This is a genomic window from Rhizorhabdus phycosphaerae (genome assembly GCF_011044255.1).
Taxonomy (GTDB): Bacteria; Pseudomonadota; Alphaproteobacteria; order Sphingomonadales; family Sphingomonadaceae; genus Rhizorhabdus; species Rhizorhabdus phycosphaerae.
Map to the genome: position 1 here is coordinate 3,051,409 of NZ_CP049107.1, position 16,754 is coordinate 3,068,162.

General features: G+C 66.5%; 17 protein-coding genes. 10 read left to right on the forward strand and 7 right to left on the reverse strand.

Annotation, left to right across the window (positions count from 1 at the left end):
• Positions 1-183 precede the first annotated feature (183 nt).
• Both adh and G6P88_RS14185 read right to left on the reverse strand, forming a co-directional pair.
• Positions 184-1,710, reverse strand: coding sequence for an aldehyde dehydrogenase (gene adh / locus G6P88_RS14180; protein ID WP_165323743.1), 1,527 nt, complete (start codon positions 1,708-1,710; stop codon positions 184-186).
• A gap of 157 nt (positions 1,711-1,867) precedes the next feature.
• Positions 1,868-2,794 carry a GAF domain-containing protein gene (locus G6P88_RS14185; protein WP_226946571.1) on the reverse strand — a complete coding sequence of 309 codons (927 nt, stop codon included), beginning with the start codon at positions 2,792-2,794 and terminating at the stop codon, positions 1,868-1,870.
• Positions 2,795-3,033: 239 nt separating this feature from the next.
• Here G6P88_RS14185 and G6P88_RS14190 point away from each other — a divergent pair, with 239 nt between their 5' ends.
• The 4 genes from G6P88_RS14190 to G6P88_RS14205 all read left to right on the forward strand — a co-directional run bounded on the left by G6P88_RS14190 (position 3,034) and on the right by G6P88_RS14205 (position 6,771).
• Positions 3,034-4,629 (forward strand): GMC family oxidoreductase, encoded by a 1,596-nt coding sequence (locus G6P88_RS14190; protein WP_165323745.1) that lies wholly within the window; start codon positions 3,034-3,036, stop codon positions 4,627-4,629.
• Between the two features lie 45 nt (positions 4,630-4,674).
• A complete protein-coding gene (locus tag G6P88_RS14195) occupies positions 4,675-4,986 on the forward strand; it encodes a PadR family transcriptional regulator (RefSeq protein ID WP_165323746.1) in 312 nt (103 codons plus the stop codon).
• Entirely contained in the window at positions 4,983-6,146 is a 1,164-nt protein-coding gene (locus G6P88_RS14200) for an FtsW/RodA/SpoVE family cell cycle protein (protein ID WP_165323747.1), read from the forward strand. Before G6P88_RS14195 ends, G6P88_RS14200 begins: the two co-directional genes overlap by 4 nt.
• A gap of 112 nt (positions 6,147-6,258) precedes the next feature.
• Complete coding sequence (locus G6P88_RS14205; RefSeq protein WP_165323748.1) at positions 6,259-6,771, forward strand: hypothetical protein; 513 nt, start codon at positions 6,259-6,261, stop codon at positions 6,769-6,771.
• A 25-nt stretch (positions 6,772-6,796) separates the two neighbouring features.
• On the opposite strand, the gene G6P88_RS14210 is transcribed toward G6P88_RS14205, so the two are convergent.
• Entirely contained in the window at positions 6,797-7,018 is a 222-nt protein-coding gene (locus G6P88_RS14210; RefSeq protein WP_345719163.1) for a hypothetical protein, read from the reverse strand.
• Between the two features lie 70 nt (positions 7,019-7,088).
• Here G6P88_RS14210 and G6P88_RS14215 point away from each other — a divergent pair, with 70 nt between their 5' ends.
• Positions 7,089-7,610 (forward strand): NUDIX domain-containing protein, encoded by a 522-nt coding sequence (locus G6P88_RS14215; protein ID WP_165323750.1) that lies wholly within the window; start codon positions 7,089-7,091, stop codon positions 7,608-7,610.
• Between the two features lie 27 nt (positions 7,611-7,637).
• Here G6P88_RS14215 and G6P88_RS14220 read toward each other — a convergent pair whose 3' ends face one another.
• Positions 7,638-9,506: an acetyl/propionyl/methylcrotonyl-CoA carboxylase subunit alpha gene (locus G6P88_RS14220; protein ID WP_165323751.1), complete on the reverse strand. Its 1,869-nt coding sequence runs from the start codon at positions 9,504-9,506 to the stop codon at positions 7,638-7,640.
• A 179-nt stretch (positions 9,507-9,685) separates the two neighbouring features.
• Here G6P88_RS14220 and G6P88_RS14225 point away from each other — a divergent pair, with 179 nt between their 5' ends.
• On the forward strand, positions 9,686-10,090 hold the full coding sequence (locus G6P88_RS14225; protein WP_165323752.1) for an endonuclease domain-containing protein: 405 nt from the start codon (positions 9,686-9,688) through the stop codon (positions 10,088-10,090).
• A 74-nt stretch (positions 10,091-10,164) separates the two neighbouring features.
• On the opposite strand, the gene G6P88_RS14230 is transcribed toward G6P88_RS14225, so the two are convergent.
• Positions 10,165-11,766 (reverse strand): carboxyl transferase domain-containing protein, encoded by a 1,602-nt coding sequence (locus G6P88_RS14230; protein ID WP_165323753.1) that lies wholly within the window; start codon positions 11,764-11,766, stop codon positions 10,165-10,167.
• 163 nt (positions 11,767-11,929) lie between these two features.
• Positions 11,930-13,075, reverse strand: coding sequence for an acyl-CoA dehydrogenase family protein (locus tag G6P88_RS14235; protein WP_165323754.1), 1,146 nt, complete (start codon positions 13,073-13,075; stop codon positions 11,930-11,932).
• Positions 13,076-13,168: 93 nt separating this feature from the next.
• Here G6P88_RS14235 and G6P88_RS14240 point away from each other — a divergent pair, with 93 nt between their 5' ends.
• The 4 genes from G6P88_RS14240 (at position 13,169) to G6P88_RS14255 (ending at position 15,682) form a co-directional block, all read left to right on the forward strand.
• Positions 13,169-14,065 (forward strand): LysR family transcriptional regulator, encoded by an 897-nt coding sequence (locus tag G6P88_RS14240; protein ID WP_165323755.1) that lies wholly within the window; start codon positions 13,169-13,171, stop codon positions 14,063-14,065.
• Positions 14,066-14,166: 101 nt separating this feature from the next.
• On the forward strand, positions 14,167-14,520 hold the full coding sequence (locus tag G6P88_RS14245) for a DUF1428 domain-containing protein (RefSeq protein ID WP_165323756.1): 354 nt from the start codon (positions 14,167-14,169) through the stop codon (positions 14,518-14,520).
• A 14-nt stretch (positions 14,521-14,534) separates the two neighbouring features.
• A complete protein-coding gene (locus tag G6P88_RS14250; RefSeq protein ID WP_165323757.1) occupies positions 14,535-14,885 on the forward strand; it encodes a GFA family protein in 351 nt (116 codons plus the stop codon).
• On the forward strand, positions 14,885-15,682 hold the full coding sequence (locus tag G6P88_RS14255; RefSeq protein ID WP_165323758.1) for a DUF72 domain-containing protein: 798 nt from the start codon (positions 14,885-14,887) through the stop codon (positions 15,680-15,682). Before G6P88_RS14250 ends, G6P88_RS14255 begins: the two co-directional genes overlap by 1 nt.
• 10 nt (positions 15,683-15,692) lie before the next feature.
• On the opposite strand, the gene G6P88_RS14260 is transcribed toward G6P88_RS14255, so the two are convergent.
• On the reverse strand, positions 15,693-16,727 hold the full coding sequence (locus tag G6P88_RS14260) for an LLM class flavin-dependent oxidoreductase (RefSeq protein WP_165323759.1): 1,035 nt from the start codon (positions 16,725-16,727) through the stop codon (positions 15,693-15,695).
• Positions 16,728-16,754 lie beyond the last annotated feature (27 nt).

The window sequence follows — 16,754 nt, forward strand, 5'->3', positions numbered from 1 at the left end:
CTGCGTGTCGGAAGAGCGATTCTCTGTCGCGGCGCCGCAGGCAGGCGTCAAGCGAGGGAGTTGCACGAGCGGTCGGGCGGCAACCGAGCCGCCAGAGGACGAAGGCCGCTTCCGCTCTGACCGGTCGGCTGCCTTTGCAGGGAAAAGGGGCGCCCCGCCCTTATCGGTCGGGGCGCTGCAGGATCAGAAGAAGCCGAGCTTCTTTGGGCTGTAGCTCACCAGCAGATTCTTGGTCTGCTGATAATGATCGAGCATCATCTTGTGCGTCTCGCGACCCACGCCCGATTGCTTGTAGCCGCCGAACGCCGCGTGCGCCGGATAGGCGTGGTAGCAGTTGGTCCAGACGCGTCCGGCCTGGATTGCGCGGCCGAAGCGATAGCAGGTGTCCGCCTCCCGGCTCCATATGCCCGCGCCAAGTCCATAGGGCGTGTCGTTGGCAATCGACAACGCCTCTTCCTCGTCGCGGAAGGTCGTCACCGAGAGCACCGGTCCGAAGATCTCCTCTTGGAAAATGCGCATCTTGTTGTCGCCGCGAAAGACCGTCGGCTGAACGTAGAAGCCATCGGAGAGATCGCCCCCAAGCTTGGCCGCCTCGCCGCCGATCAGCAGTTCGGCGCCCTCCTGCCTGCCGATATCGATATAGGACATGATCTTGTCACGCTGCTCCGAGGAAGCCTGTGCTCCGATCATGGTCGCTTCGTCCAGCGGATTGCCCTGCACGATCGCAGCCACGCGCTTAAGAGCCCGTTCCATGAAGCGGTCGTAGATCTTCTCATGCACCAGGGCGCGGCTGGGACAGGTGCACACTTCGCCTTGGTTCAGTGCGAACATGGTGAAGCCCTCAATCGCCTTGTCGAGGAAGTCGTCATCCTCCCGCGCGACATCCTCGAAGAAGATGTTGGGCGATTTTCCGCCGAGCTCGAGCGTCACCGGGATCAGGTTCTGGCTGGCATATTGCATGATGAGGCGTCCGGTCGACGTCTCGCCGGTAAAGGCGATCTTGGCGACGCGGCGCGACGTGGCGAGCGGTTTGCCGGCCTCGAGGCCGAAGCCGTTGACGATATTGAGCACGCCTGGCGGCAACAGGTCGCCGATCAGGTCGACCCACAACATGATCGACGCAGGGGTCTGCTCGGCCGGCTTGAGCACTACGCAATTGCCTGCGGCCAGAGCCGGCGCGAGCTTCCAGGCGGCCATGAGCAGCGGAAAGTTCCACGGGATGATCTGGCCCACAACGCCGAGCGGTTCGTGGAAATGATAGGCGACGGTGTCGTGGTCGATTTCGCCGATCGAGCCTTCCTGCGCCCTGACGATACCGGCGAAATAGCGGAAATGATCGATGGCGAGCGGCACGTCCGCGGCCATGGTCTCGCGGATCGGCTTGCCGTTGTCCCAGGTCTCGGCGATGGCGAGCTTCTCGAGATGCTGCTCCATCCGATCGGCTATACGGTTGAGGATGCGCGCGCGCTCTGCGACCGCCGTACGGCCCCAGGCGTCCTTTGCTGCATGGGCGGCATCGAGGGCTGCGTCGATGTCCTCCGCCTGCGAGCGGGCGATCTGACCGACCACCTGTCCCGTGACCGGTGTGATGTTGTCGAAATAGCGTCCCGCCTTCGGGGCGACCCACTGCCCGCCGATGAAATTGTCATAGCGCTGCGCGAAGGGCGACCGCAGCTTGCTGTCCGGCCGGTCCAAAACTGTGGTGTTCATGGCTGATCCTCTTCTCAGGCTGTCCGGCGCCATTTGGCTGGCGTCTGATCGCATCCTATCGACCGCCAGAGGCGCAGCGTAAGAGAGGGAACCAGGCAGATCCGTCATTCTGTCTCGCAGATGAGACAGGCGAGAACTGTAATCGCACTCTTTTCGGTCAGCTCGACAGGCCGGCGCGCGCCAGACGTCGGTATAGCGTCGCTCGCCCGATACCGAGCAGCCGCGCAGCCCGGCTGGCATTGCCACCGGCCTGCGCCAATGCCTGCCGCAGCACCGTCCGGTCGGCATCGTCGAACGATGGCCGGACATCTTCTCCGAGAAGCTGGCTCAGCGGGTGCGGCTTCGACAATGCATCGTCGGTGAGGCGCAAGCGAACCCGTGCTGCGCGACTGGCACCGACCACCAGATCGTCCCGATCCACGGCCAGCAAAGCGCTGCCCGTCGCGGCATCGTCTGACAGGAGGATGATGCGACGACCGGCATAATGGCGGCAGAAGTAATCGCGTTCGATCTTGAGTGCCGCATCGCGCACCAGAGCGGCCATCATCTCCGCCATCGCCGGACCATGATCGTCGCGACAACTGGATATGTCGAGCGCTCCCGCAAGCCTGCCCTGTGGATCATGGACCGGCGCATCCATGCAGCTCATATCGACGTTGCGGCTGGCAAAATGCTGGTCACGGTGGATGACGACCGGCTTCCCCTCGAACAGGCAGGTGCCGATGCCGTTGGTGCCTTGCTCCGCCTCGCTCCAGATCGCGCCTTCGACCAGCCCGGCGGCGGTGAAAGCTGCAACGTCGCCATCGCCCGATCGCTGCTCGAGGATCACGCCTTTCGCGTCGCTCAGGATCACCGCGCACCCCGATCGTCCGACCGATCGGTAGATATTGTCCAATATGGGCGCTGCGACCTGCAGCATCGTCTCATGCTCGGCACGCGCGGCCGACAGCGCCGCCTGGTCCAGCCGATCGCGGAGAGGAACGTCGTCGGGAGTGAGACCGTGCGCAAAAGCCGACCGGCACCAGGACGCCGCGACGGTAGACGTGGCGGCACTGCTCGGCGACCGGAGGGTCTCGAGAACCATATCGCCATGTTGGAGACTGGCCTGGCTCATGACCCCCATGGCTCGCAGGAAACAGGAGTCGAATCAATCATCATGCTATTCGTCTCTTCGGGGAGCCGGCATCCGCAAACCCCCGGTCTGCGCGCGCCGCTGCCGGAAAGCGGTTGAAGCGCGATCGATACAGGCGCGCCGGATTGGGATAGGGCATTCGCGCCGGCCAGCCGCTAGCATCGTCTCTTCGAGACAAAGGCAGCGAACCGATGGCGACCCATCATGACTTCATCATCATCGGCGCCGGATCGGCGGGCTGCGTGCTGGCCAACCGTCTATCGGCCGATGGGGCCAGCGTGTTGCTGGTCGAGGCCGGGCCGGCCGACCGCAGCGCGCTGATCCACATACCAGGGCTCTTCTCCACCCTCTACCGCCAGGGTCGTTTCGCCTGGGAATATCGCACCGTGCCTCAACGCCATGTCGACGGTCGCGTCATGCGCGACGTGCGCGGCAAGGTCCTGGGCGGGTCGAGTTCCACCAATGGCATGCTCTACTGCCGCGGCGCGGCGGCCGACTATGACGGCTGGGCGGCGATGGGCAATGCCGGCTGGTCCTATGCGGACATACTGCCCTATTTTCGTCGCGCCGAGGACCATGCCGACGGCGCCGATGCTTTCCATGGGGTCGGCGGTCCGCTCAAGGTGCAGCGCAGCCCGATGAATCACCCGCTCGCGCGCGCTTTCGTGGCGGCGGCGGTCGAGGCGGGCCACCCTTATAGTGCCGACATCAATGGCGCCGACCGGCAGGGCTTCGGTCCGGCCGACTCCACCATCGCCGGCGGCAAGCGCTGGAGCGCGGCGCAGGCCTATCTTCGCCCGGCGATGGCGCGGCCGAACCTCGAGATTCTGACCGGCGCTCAGGCGACACGCATCCTGCTCGATGGATCGCGGGCGGTCGGTGTCGAACTGGCGCACAAGGGCGACCGGCTGCGCCGCATGGGTGCCGAGGTGATTCTTGCCGCAGGTGCGCTCCAGTCGCCGCATCTTCTGATGTTGTCGGGCATCGGCGCGGCGGACCATCTCCGGCAAAATGGGGTGTCGCCGCTTGTCGATCTGCCCGGTGTCGGCTCCAACCTGCACGATCATGCCAGCGTCACCGCCCATGCGAGCTGCACCTATAGCGGGACGCTGGCGAAGCTGCTCAACCCGGTGCACGCCGCCGGCGCCTTCCTCCGCTACATGGTGCGCAAGGACGGGGTGATGGGCGAATGTTCGATCGAGGCGTCGGGGACGATGCGCACGCCCGGCGCCGCAGTGCCCGACATCAAGTGCCAGTTCGTGCCAATCCCGCTCGATCCCGTCAGCGGCCTGCCGATCCGCAGCCATGGCATGATCAACCGCATGGAACTAACCGTTCCCGAAAGCCGGGGGACGCTGCGCCTCGCTTCGTCCGATCCCTTTGTTGCTCCCCTGATCGACCCCAATTATCTGGCCGAGCCGGCCGACCGCGCCAAGCTGCGCTTCGCGATCCGTGAAGCGATCGAGATTTTCCGCCAGCCCGCCTTTGCACCGTTCGGCGTCGAGCCGCTGCTGCCGGTGGCGGATATGGACGACGATGACGCGCTCGACGCCTTCGTGCGGGCGACGCTGACCAATGACCATCATGCCGCCGGAACCTGCGCGATGGGGAAGGGGCCGGATTCGGTGGTCGACGCGCGGCTGCGCGTGCATGGCGTAGAGGGACTGCGCGTGGTCGACGCCTCGATCATGCCCAAGGTCGTGTCCGGCAACACCAATGCCCCCGTCATCATGATCGCCGAAAAGGCGTCGGACATGATTCTCGGGCGGAGCCCCGCCACGGCCTGACATCATGGCTTGACAATAAATCTATATATGTAGAGTTATTGTCCGATGGTTAGACAACGTGCCTTATCGCCCGCCGCCCGGCTGCTGCTGGCGGCCCTTCTCGATGCCGGCCCCGGCTGGACGCATGGCTATGAGCTTTCACGCAGCGCGGGGATAAAGTCCGGCACGCTGTACCCGCTTCTCATCCGGCTCGAGGGCCAGGGATATCTTGAGGCCGAATGGCGCCCCTCGGCGGAGCCGGGCCGGCCGCCGCGCCATGCCTACAGGCTGACCGAGGCCGGGCGCAGGCTCGCCCTGGCCCATGCGTCAGAGCGCTGCTCTGCGTTGGCGGGCGACCTGCGGGAGACGATCGCATGATCGCCCGCTGCGTTCATGGTCTCGCCCGGCTGATCGTGGGACTCGCCGGCTTCATCCTGCCCGCCTCGGCTGCCGACTGGGGGCGGGCGATGGCGGACGAGGTCGGCCGAATGGCGCGGGCTGGAGAGGCGCTGCGCTTTGCCCTGGGCTGTCTTCTGTGCGCCGTGCGCGAAGCGTTCGGCGCTTTCGCAGGCGCGCCGGCTGGGGCGGACCTCGACGGCGGGGGCGAGCGGGACGTGCCGGCCGACCCGGCACCCGCCGCGCCGCGACCGCTGCTTGTCGCCTGTGCCGCGGCAGCGGTCCTGCTCGGCCTCGGCCATATGAGTGTGGGGGGCGCCCCGGCCACGATGATGCTGATGAACCTCATCGCTCTCGCGCTGGGATTGCTGCTCATCTCGACGGCCACCATGCTGCGCGCGATGCTGCCGGCGCCCGATCCCCGGACGCTGTCGCTGCTGCTCGCACTGCTGTTGCTGGCCGCCACTCTGGGCGGGGTGACGGTCGACGGGGCCACGCGCTGGATCAGGCTGGGCGGCCTTTCCATCCAGCCGAGCCTGATCCTCTTGCCGCTGATTCTGCTCTGCTTCGCGCGAAGCCCGTCGCCCGCATCGCTTCTCGCCATCCTTGTCTCGACCGTCACGTTCGCGCTGCAACCCGACCGCGCGATGGCGGGCGCACTCGCCGCCGGTCTGCTGGGCCTCGCCCTGCTGCGCCCCGGCCGGGTCACGTTCCTTGCGCTGTCCGTCGCGACCATGGGTTTCGTGGCGACGCTCGCCCAGCCCGACGTCCAGCCGGCGATGCCCTTTGTCGATCGCATATTGTCGACCGCTTTCCAGGTGCACCCGATGGCCGGCGTGGCTGTGGTTGGGGGCGCGCTTCTGCTGGTCGTGCCGGGGCTGCGGGCCCTGTCCGGACCCATTGACGGTCGTCCGCTGGGGGCCGTGTTCGTCGCCACCTGGGCAGCGATCGTCGGGGCAGCTGCGCTCGGCAACTACCCAACGCCGCTGGTGGGCTATGGCGGTAGTGCGATTCTCGGCTATCTGGCCTGCCTGTGGGGCCTGCCGCGCACAGCAGCGCTTTCGGGGCGGGTGCCCCTCGGCGGAGGGAGCTCCGCGCTCGACGACGATTACCACCTGCTCTCGCTGGCCTTGAAGGACTGACGGGCTGACGCGGTTCGGTTCTGCGCAAAGGGGATATGGTTCCGACCATATCGTCTGGAAAGCGATGTGAAAGCCTGTCATCATCTACGCAAACAGATGATGAGAGGATCATATGGAAAAGTCGACCGAAACGCCCGGCCTGACGCCGGCCAAGGGATTGCTTGTCCTGCTCGGGGTCGTGATCGGCGTCGCCGCCTATCTCGCCATCGGCGGCGCGCTCGGCATCACGCCGCTTTATGCGGGCTTCGCGTTCTCGCTGTATTTCGGGGGGCTCAAGCATAGCGATCCGAAGGAATTCCCGGCGGCGCTGGTCGGTTCGCTTGGTGGAATCGGCCTGGCGGCCGCGCTCCACATGCTGCCCGAACTCTATGGCACGGCGGGCATGGTGGTGGCCCTGATCGGCATCCTGCTGGCGATCTACGCGCTGCTGATGGGCTGGGTACCAGTGCTGGTGAACTATGCCTTCATGCTGATGCTGACGATCGCCACCATTCCGGCGGTCAAGGCAGAGGCGGCCTTCCTCGGCATGGCCTGCTCGGTCCTGCTCGCTGCCGCCTTGCTTGGCGCCCTGTTGCTCGCTGGCAGCATGGCCGCTCGCAAGGCACAGGCGCCCGCCAGCGTCTGAATCGATGCGCGCCGGCCGGGCGGCGTCAGTCGTCCCGGTCCTGGCGCGCTCGCTCGCGCTCCATGCGCTTGCGCTCCTTGCGGTCGCGTTCCTCCTGCTTGCGCATCTCGCGCCCGCGGTTGCGGTCTGCCTCGTCCTGACTGGTCGTGGCCCAGTCGACGCCTTTTCCAACAACTTTGAACGGAGCGGTGACCACCGTCTTCGCCGCGCTGACGCATCCCGGCAGCGCCATCAGGCTGCCGATCATCACAAGATTTCGCATCATCCATCCCCGCTTTCTGCATACCCATGCTAGCCTGCGATCGGATGAACCGTCTATGAAGTCCTTGGCATGGCCCTTTTCGGCGGCCCGCGAGGAGAAAAGCGTGGCGCTCCGTCACCGACTGTTGGGCGCGCTCGTCAGGCTGCGGGGCAGACTTCTGCCACCCCTGACGATCGGCGTGCGCGCCGTGGTCGTCGATCCTGCCGGACGCATCGCACTGGTCCGCCACACCTATGACGCGCGCTGGTATCTTCCTGGCGGCGGGGTGAACCCAGGCGAGGCGATCGCCGCCGCCGTCCACCGCGAAGTGCGCGAGGAACTCGGGTTTGACATGCTCACGCCCGAACGGGTGATCGGCATCTTCCATCACCGCAGCCATGGCCGCGACGATCATGTCGTCCTGTTCCTCGTGCGCGCGATGGGCGTCGTCCCCGAGCGGCTTCGCACCGCCGATCCATTCGAGATTGCCGAAGCCGCGTGGTTCGCGCCGGACGACCTGCCCGAGGCGCTATCCCCGGCGACGCAACTTCGGATCACGGACTATCTGGCGGGGATCGACCGTTTCGGCGACTGGTAGCCTCCGCCGCGAGCGGGCAGCGCCGCCTCAGCTTGCAGCCTGCTCCACCCGTACAAGCACAGTGCCTTCGGTCACCTGGGCGCCGACGCTGGCCTTGAGGTCGTAGACGATGCCATCGAAGGGCGCGAGCATTGCCTGCTCCATCTTCATTGCCTCGAGCACGAGCAGCTTCTGCCCCTTGGTCACGCTCTGGCCCTCGGTCACCTCGACCGAGATGACCTTGCCCGGCATGGGCGCGACCAGCGAGCCGTCCGACAGGCCCGCGCCGCCGCCGGCCTGATCCGCGCGGGGCGGTCCGAAGGGCCAGGCTTCGCCGTCGACGAACAGGATATGCTCATGGCCGACGCGCCGGTTGCGCCCGGCGGTCTCGCCCCGGTCGAGCGTCGCAAGATGGACCTGACCGCCAATTTCGACCGCTACGCGCCGGTCGGCCGGAGCGTTCGCGCGGAAACCGGTCAGGCTGCTCCACGGTCCCGACGCCTCGGGCAGCAGCGCGCGGGCTGCAACGGCCACGACGGACCCGGTAGGCTCGGCAGCCGGGACAAGATCCGCCGCATGGCGTTCGATGAAGCCCGTGTCGATATGCCCGGCCATGAACGCGGGATGCGCCGCCGCGCGCGCAAGGAAGGCGGCATTGGTGCGGACCGGCCAGACCTCGACCTTGGCGGCTGCGCGGGCAAGCTTTTCCGCCGCTGCTGGACGGCTGGGGGCAGAGACGATCAGCTTGGCGATCATCGGGTCGTAATGGGGCGACACCTCGCCACCCTCCTCGACGCCGCTGTCGACGCGAATGCCACGGGGCAGGCGCAGTCGAGTCAGCGGGCCGATCGACGGCAGGAACCCGTTCGATGGATTTTCGGCGTAGAGGCGCGCCTCCATCGCCCAGCCGCTGATCGCCAGCTGGTCCTGCCGCTTGGGCAAGGGCTCGCCCGAGGCCACGCTCAGTTGCCATTCGACCAGATCCTGCCCGGTGATCGCCTCGGTCACCGGATGCTCGACTTGCAGGCGGGTGTTCATCTCCATGAACCAGATGCGGTCGGCGCGCAGCCCTTCGGAGGCGTCGGCGATGAACTCGATCGTGCCCGCGCCGACATAGTCGACCGCCTTCGCCGCCTTGACCGCCGCCTCGCAGACGGCTGCGCGCGTGGCCTCGTCCATGCCGGGGGCAGGGGCCTCCTCGATCACCTTCTGATGGCGACGCTGTAGCGAACAGTCGCGCTCGAACAGGTGGACGACATTGCCGTGGCGGTCGCCGAAGACCTGCACCTCGATATGACGGGGGCCGAGGATATATTTCTCGATCAGGACGCGGTCGTCGCCGAAGGAGGAGGCCGCCTCGCGCTGACACGATTGCAGCGCATCGACGAACTGCTCGGCTGCATCGACCTTGCGCATGCCCTTGCCGCCGCCGCCCGCGACCGCCTTGATCAGCACCGGATAGCCGATCCGGTCGGCTTCTGCTTTCAACCGCGCCGGATCCTGGTCCTCGCCCAGATAGCCGGGCGTCACCGGGACCCCGGCCTCGATCATTAGCGCCTTGGCGGCATCCTTCAGGCCCATGGCGCGGATCGAGTGTGGCGGCGCGCCGACCCAGATCAGGCCGGCCGCCTCGACCGCCTCGGCGAACTCGGCATTTTCCGACAGGAAGCCATAGCCCGGATGGATCGCCTCCGCGCCCGTGGCCCGCGCCGCGTCTAGGATCTTCGCCTGGACGAGATAGGATTCGCGCGCTGCAGCTGGCCCGATGCAGACCGCCTCATCCGCCTCGCGGACGAACGGCATGCCGGCGTCGACGTCGGAATGGACCGCTATCGTCCGGACCCCCATTTTCCGCGCGGTCCGGATGATGCGACGGGCAATCTCGCCCCGATTGGCGATAAGGAGCGATCGGATCATGCGGTCACCTGGCTGTCGGGGGTGGGGTTCAGGCGGTGTGGGCCGGCGGAGAATCCCCTCCACCGTCCTTCGGACGGTCCCCCTCCCCGTTCCGGGGAGGACTTTTGTCGGTCGCGCTGGTAATTCCTCCCCGGAACGGGGAGGGGGACCATGCAGAGCATGGTGGAGGGGAAGCGCCGGTGCTGAGGGGCCCGAAACGCACGGTCGAACGCGCTCGCAAGCTGCGCCGGGCGCTCAGCCTTCCCGAGGTCCTGTTGTGGAGAGCGCTGCGTGATCGTCCCGGCGGCTGGAAGTTTCGGCGACAGCATCCGGCCGGTTCCTATGTGCTCGATTTCTACTGTTCCGGTGCGCGGCTGGCGATCGAAGTCGACGGCATCGCCCACGACATGGGTGACCGGCCTGAGCGGGATACTGTTCGAGATGCGTGGCTTGCAGACAAAGGCGTTTTGGCGTTGCGGATTCCGGCGGCTGACGTGCTTCGGGACGTTGGCGCGGCGGTCGAACAGATCGTCGGTGTCTGCGAGGCGCGCAGCCCCCTCCACCGTCCTGCGGACGGTCCCCCTCCCCGTACCGGGGAGGATTGAGTGGGACCAGATCCTCCCCGGAACGGGGAGGGGGACCAGGCGGAACCTGGTGGAGGGGAAGGCGCCCACCCCCATCACATCCGGAAGATGCCGAACTGCGCGCGATCGGGGATCGGGGCGTTCAGCGTGGCGGCTAGGGCGAGGCCCAGGACGTCGCGGGTCTGGGTCGGGTCGATGATGCCGTCGTCCCACATCCGCGCCGTCGCGTAATAGGGATTGCCCTCGTCCTCATATTTCTGGCGGATCGGCGCCTTGAAGGCCTCGGCCTCTTCGGGCGTCCAGCGTTCGGCGTCGCGGTGGACGGTCGCCAGCACCGCGGCGGCCTGCTCGCCGCCCATCACGCTGATCCGGCTGTTGGGCCAGCTGAACAGGAAGCGCGGCTGATAGGCACGACCGCACATGCCGTAATTGCCCGCGCCGAAGCTGCCCCCGATCAGGATGGTGATCTTGGGTACGCTCGCCGTCGCGACGGCGGTCACCAGCTTGGCGCCGTTCTTGGCGATGCCCTCGCCTTCATATTTGCCGCCGACCATGAAGCCCGAGATGTTCTGCAGGAACAGCAACGGCACCTTGCGCTGGCAGGCGAGCTCGATGAAATGCGCACCCTTCAGCGCGCTCTCGGAGAAGAGCACGCCATTATTGGCGAGGACCGCGACCGGCTGGCCCCAGATATGGGCGAAGCCGCAGACGAGCGTGGTGCCGTAGAGCGGCTTGAACTCGTGAAACTCCGACCCGTCGACCAGCCGGGCGATCACCTCGTGGACGTCATAGGGCGCGCGGACGTCCTGCGGCACGATGCCGAGCAGTTCGGCCGGATCGTAAAGCGGCGGGCGGACCTCGGCCATGTTGACCGGCGCATGCGACGGCGGCGGCAGCGTCGCAACGATGTCGCGCACGATCAGCAGCGCATGTTCGTCATTGTCCGCCAGATGGTCGGCAACCCCCGACTTGCGGGTGTGCAGGTCGCCGCCGCCCAGATCTTCGGCGCTGATCACCTCGCCCGTCGCCGCCTTCACTAGCGGCGGCCCGGCGAGGAAGATGGTCCCCTGGTTGCGGACGATGACGGTCTCATCCGACATCGCCGGCACATAGGCGCCTCCAGCCGTGCAGCTTCCCATCACGCAGGCGATCTGCGGGATCCCTTCCGACGACATCTGCGCCTGGTTGAAGAAGATGCGGCCGAAATGGTCGCGATCGGGGAAGACCTCGGCCTGGTGCGGCAGGTTGGCGCCGCCGCTGTCGACCAGATAGATGCAGGGCAGGCGGTTTTCGCGGGCGATTTCCTGCGCGCGGAGATGCTTCTTCACCGTCATCGGGAAATAGGCGCCGCCCTTCACGGTCGGGTCGTTCGCCACGATCATGCACTGGCGGCCCTGCACCATGCCGATGCCGGCGATCATACCGGCGCCGGCTGGACCTCCGTCCTTGTCGTACATGCCGTTGGCGGCGAGCTGGCCGATTTCGAGGAAGGGCGAACCCGCGTCGAGCAGCCGGTGTACCCGATCGCGCGGCAGCAGCTTGCCGCGCGCGACGTGCCGCTCGCGATGGGCCTCCGATCCGCCCAGCGCCGCCTTGGAGACATGTGCGCGCAACTGCTCGACCAGCGCGCCATTATGCGCGGCATTAGCGGCGAAGTCGTCCGAGGTTGGGACGATGTTGGAGCTGAGGCGCGTCATAGCCCCGCCCTTTCAAGGGAGGGGGAAGGGGTGGGTGGCGAGCGCAGCGAGCCTGCTTTGTTCGTCATGCTGAATGCCAAGAAGGGGCGTTGAGCCCCTGCATGGCATACCCCACCCTTGCATCCCTCCCCTGAAGGGGAGGGAGAAAAATGGCTATTGCCGATCATGCCCCGATCACCTCGCGGCCGATCAGCATGCGGCGTATCTCGTTGGTGCCCGCGCCGATGTCGAGCAGCTTGGCGTCGCGCATATAGCGTTCGACCGGCCAGTCCTTGGTATAGCCCGCGCCGCCCAGCGCCTGGACGGCCTCATTGGCGACGCGCACCGCATTCTCGCTGGCGAGCAGGATCGCGCCGGCCGCATCGAAGCGGGTCGTGCGCCCGGCGTCGCAGTTGCGCGCCACGGCATAGACATAGGCGCGCGCCGAGTTGAGCGCGACATACATGTCGGCGACCTTGGCCTGCATCAGCTGGAAGGCGCCGATCGGCTGGCCGAACTGCTTGCGCTCGCGCAGATAGGGCAGGACCGTGTCGAGGCAGGCCTGCATGATGCCGAGCTGGATGCCCGCCAGAACGGTGCGCTCATAGTCGAGCCCCGACATCAGCACGCCGACGCCGCCACCGACCGGGCCCATGACATTCTCTTCCGGCACTTCGCAGTCCTGGAAGACGAGTTCTGCAGTCGGCGATCCGCGCATGCCGACCTTGTCGATCTTCTGCCCGATAGAGAAGCCGGCGAAGTCCTTTTCGATCAGAAAGGTCGTGATCCCGCGCGATCCGTCGCCGGTCTTGGCATAGACGACCAGCGTGTCGGCATAGGTCGCGTTGGTGATCCAGAATTTGGTGCCGTTGAGGATGTAGCGGTCGCCCTTCTTCTCGGCGCGCAGCTTCATCGAGACGACGTCGGAACCGGCGCCGGCCTCGGACATGGCGAGGCTGCCGACATGCTCGCCCGAGATCAGCTTGGGCAGATAGCGCTGCTTCTGCTCGGCGTTGCCCCAGCGGCGGATCTGATTGACGCACAGATTGGAGTGCGCGCCATAGCTGAGCCCGATCGAGGCCGAGGCCCGGGCGACCTCCTCCTGCGCGACGACATGCTCGAGGTAGCCGAGGCCGAGGCCGCCATCCTCCTGCTCGACGGTGATGCCGTGCAGCCCTAGCGCGCCCATTTCGGGCCACAGCTCCTTCGGGAACCAGTCTTCGGCGTCGATGCGGGCGGCGAGGGGGGCGATGCGGTCTGCCGCGAAGCGGGCGGTGGTGTCGCGGATGGCGTCGGCCATCTCGCCGAGCGCGAAGTCGAAATCTGCCATGGCTGCCTCTCCAGAGGGATATGGGGCCTATGTAAATCAGCCTTCATCATTAGAAAAATTGAAAGATCGTAGGGAACAGCATAGACCATATCTATGATCGATCGCTATCTGCTTCGTTATTTCCTGGCGGTCATAGACCAGGGCAATTTCTCCAAGGCTGCGGTTTCGTGCAACGTGTCGCAGCCTACGCTGTCCGCCGGGATCGCCAAGCTGGAAACGCTGTTGGGCCGTCCGCTGTTCATTCGCAGCAACCGGCGCATCGAGCTCACCCCGGCGGCTGTGCATCTGGCGGGGCATGCCCGGCGGATCGAGGCCGAGTTCAGCGCCGCCGAGCGCGCGGTGCAGGAGGAGACGGCGCCTGCGACCCTGCGCCTCGGCATATTGGCGTCGATTCCCGCAGCCTGGATCGAGGATTATGCGGCGGGATTGCGCGAGGCTGGCGGGGGCGAACGCGTCGAGTTCATCGAGGGGCGCGAGCGCGAACTGACCGAACGCCTCGCGCGCGGCAGTCTCGACCTGGCGCTGACCATCATCCGCGACGATGCGCGTTTCCCGGCGGAGCGCCTGCTGCGCGAGGGCTATTCGCTGGCCATGTCGAGCAGCCATCGCTTCGCCGACCGCGACCTGATCGAGGGTGCCGAGCTGGCGGGGGAGCCGATGATCGTGCGGCGGCATTGCGAATTGCTGCCCGACACCAGCCGTCATTTCACCGCGCGCGGCGTGCGGCCCTTCTTTCCGGCCCGCGTGACCAGCGACGACCGGGCGCTGCGGCTGGTTCGGGCCGGCCTCGGCGTGACGGTGATGCCCGACAGTTTCCGGGCACCCGGCGTCGTGCGCCCCCGGCTGGCCGATTTCCCCCATGTTCGCGATCTCGGCCTGCTGTTCGGCGGCCATGTCGATGCGGCGATGCGCGACCGGCCTTCGGTCCGGCTGCTTGCGGCGCAGGTCGAAGGCCGATCGGAAGAGCCATTTCTGCGTCGGCCGGTTTAGAATCCGTAGCGGAGGCTTCGTACTGACACTCCGAAGATGCGATGCTGTGCCGGCGCGACTCGCGGGTCCGAAGAACCCGCAGAGCGAAGAGGAGAGAAGAAATGACCTATGTCGACGGTTTCGTGCTGGCCGTACCGAACGATCATATCGATGCGTACAAGGCAATGGCCGAGCGGGCGCGCGATGTCTGGATGGAGCATGGCGCCCTGTCCTATGTCGAGGCGCTGGGGGACGACACCCCGGTCGGCGAACTGACCAGCTTCCCGCGCGCCGTGCATCTGAAGGAAAATGAGACGGTCGTATTTTCCTGGATTACCTATGCCTCGCGCGAGGACCGCGACGCGATCATGAAGAAGGTGATGGAGGACCCGCGCCTCAAGCAGGATATGGAGAGCATGCCGTTCGACGGGAAGCGCATGATCTATGGCGGTTTCCGGACCATCGTCAGCAGCTGAAGGAGGAAGACGGCATGAGCTACGAAGGCAGCTGCCATTGCGGCAAGGTCGCTTTCTCGGTCGAGGGGGACGCCCCGACGCAGGCGATCGCGTGCAACTGCTCGCACTGTCGGCGCAAGGGCTTCCTCCTGAGCTTCGTGCCGGCGGCGCAGTTCACGCTGCTGCGCGGTGAGGATGCGCTGAAAAGCTACCTCTTCAACCGGCATTCGATCGAGCACCGCTTCTGCACCGATTGCGGCACGCAGCCCTTCGCGCTGGGCAAGATGCCCGATGGAAGCGCCATGGCCGCGATCAATCTGCGGTGCGTCGAGGCGATCGATCCCGATGGCCTCGAGGTGCAGAAGGTCGACGGGGCGAGCTTCTGATGGCGGGCTCGATCCATATCGGGGTGGGCGGTTGGACCTATGAGCCGTGGCGCGACAATTTCTATCCCAAGGGCCTCGTCCAGTCGCGCGAGCTCGAATATGCCAGCCGGCATGTCACCGCGATCGAGATCAACGGCACCTATTACGGTACCCAGAAGCGGGAAAGCTGGCGCAAATGGGCCGATACGGTCCCCGACGGCTTCCGCTTCACGGCCAAGGCCTCGCGCTATTGTACCAACCGCCGCGTCCTCGCCGAGGCGGGGGAGTCGATCGCGAAATTCCTCGGGCAGGGCCTGGCCGAACTCGGGCCGAAGCTGGGACCGATCCTCTGGCAGTTCGCACCGACCAAGGCGTTCGACGCCGATGACTTCGCCCGCTTCCTCGATCTGCTGCCGCAGAGCCAGGAAGATGTGCCGCTCGGACACGCACTGGAAGTCCGGCATCCGAGCTTTGCCTGCCCGGCCTTCGTCGATCTGGCGCGCGAGCGGAGCTGTGCGATCGTGTTCGCCGACCATCCGGACTATCCGGAGATCGCTGACCTTACCGCGCCGTTCGTCTACGCGCGGCTGCAGAAGACCGCAGCGGAGGCGGCGGCGGGCTATCCGTCGGATCGGCTCGACCATTGGGCCCAGGTCGCGCGTGGCTGGTCAGCCGGAGCGGCGCCCGACGGGCTTTCCTATGCCGGCGAGCCATCCGCCGGAACAGGCACGCCGCGCGATCTATATCTGTTCGTGATTTCGGGTGCCAAGGAGCGCAACCCGGCGGCGGCCGAGGCTCTGATCGGGCGGCTGGGCTGAGCCCGACCGGTCAGGCGGGCTCCATCGCGCCGACCATGTCGAAGGCCTCCGCCACGATGCGGTAGGAGCGCAGGCGCTTGGCATGGTCGGACATGATGTTGACCAGCATCATCTCCTGCGCGCCGTAGAGCTCCGCGACCTCCTCGATCGCTGCCCTGACAGCCGGCCCGTCGCCGAGCAGCATGCGCCGATCACGCCGTGAGACGCCCGGATTCTCGGCGGCCCATTTGCGGGCCGTCTCGACCGAGGGAACGCGGATCGTCTGGCCGCGCATCAGATGCGCGAACATCATGCCGAACGGCAGCGCCAGCTCCTCCGCTTCCGCACGATCCTCTGCGGCGATCGCCCAGCTGGCGACCATCACACGGGGTCCGGCTGCCCAGCGTGAGGGGCGGAAGGCCTTGCGATAGAGGTCAGCAAGCGGGACGGCGTGCGGATTGATGAAGTCGGCGATGCAATAGGGCAGGCCCAGTTCGCCCGCCCATTGCGCGCTGTCGGGCGAGGAGCCGAGCATCCAGGGGTCAGGCGACCCTTTGGTGCCGTCGGGCAGCGATCCGGCGAGCGGGGCGAAGGGGTGATCGTCGGGCAGGCTGTCCGACAGATAGGCGAGCAGTTCGGCCACGCTCTGCGGAAAGTCGTCCGACGGGATACGCCGCGTGCGGTCGCGCTGGAGTGCATAGGCGGTGCGCTGGTCCGAACCGGGAGCGCGGCCGAGGCCCAGGTCGATACGCCCCGGCGCGATCGCTCCCAGCAGGCGGAAGGTCTCGGCGACTTTGAACGGGGAGAAATGCGGCAGCATGATCCCGCCCGAGCCGACCCTGATCCTTTCGGTGGCGAGCGCCACCGGACCGATCAGGACCTCGGGTGCGACGCCGATGATGCTCAGCGAGGCATGATGCTCGGCCAGCCAGTAGCGATCATAGCCTAGCGCGTCGCACAGTTGCGCGAGTTCGATCGTGTCGCGCACGGTCTGCGCTGCGTCGCTGCCCTCAGGCACCGGGGACTGGTCGAGAACCGAAAGGCGAAAGGGGGCTGGGCTGCTCATCGACAGGAGATAGGGTGCCGGACGGCT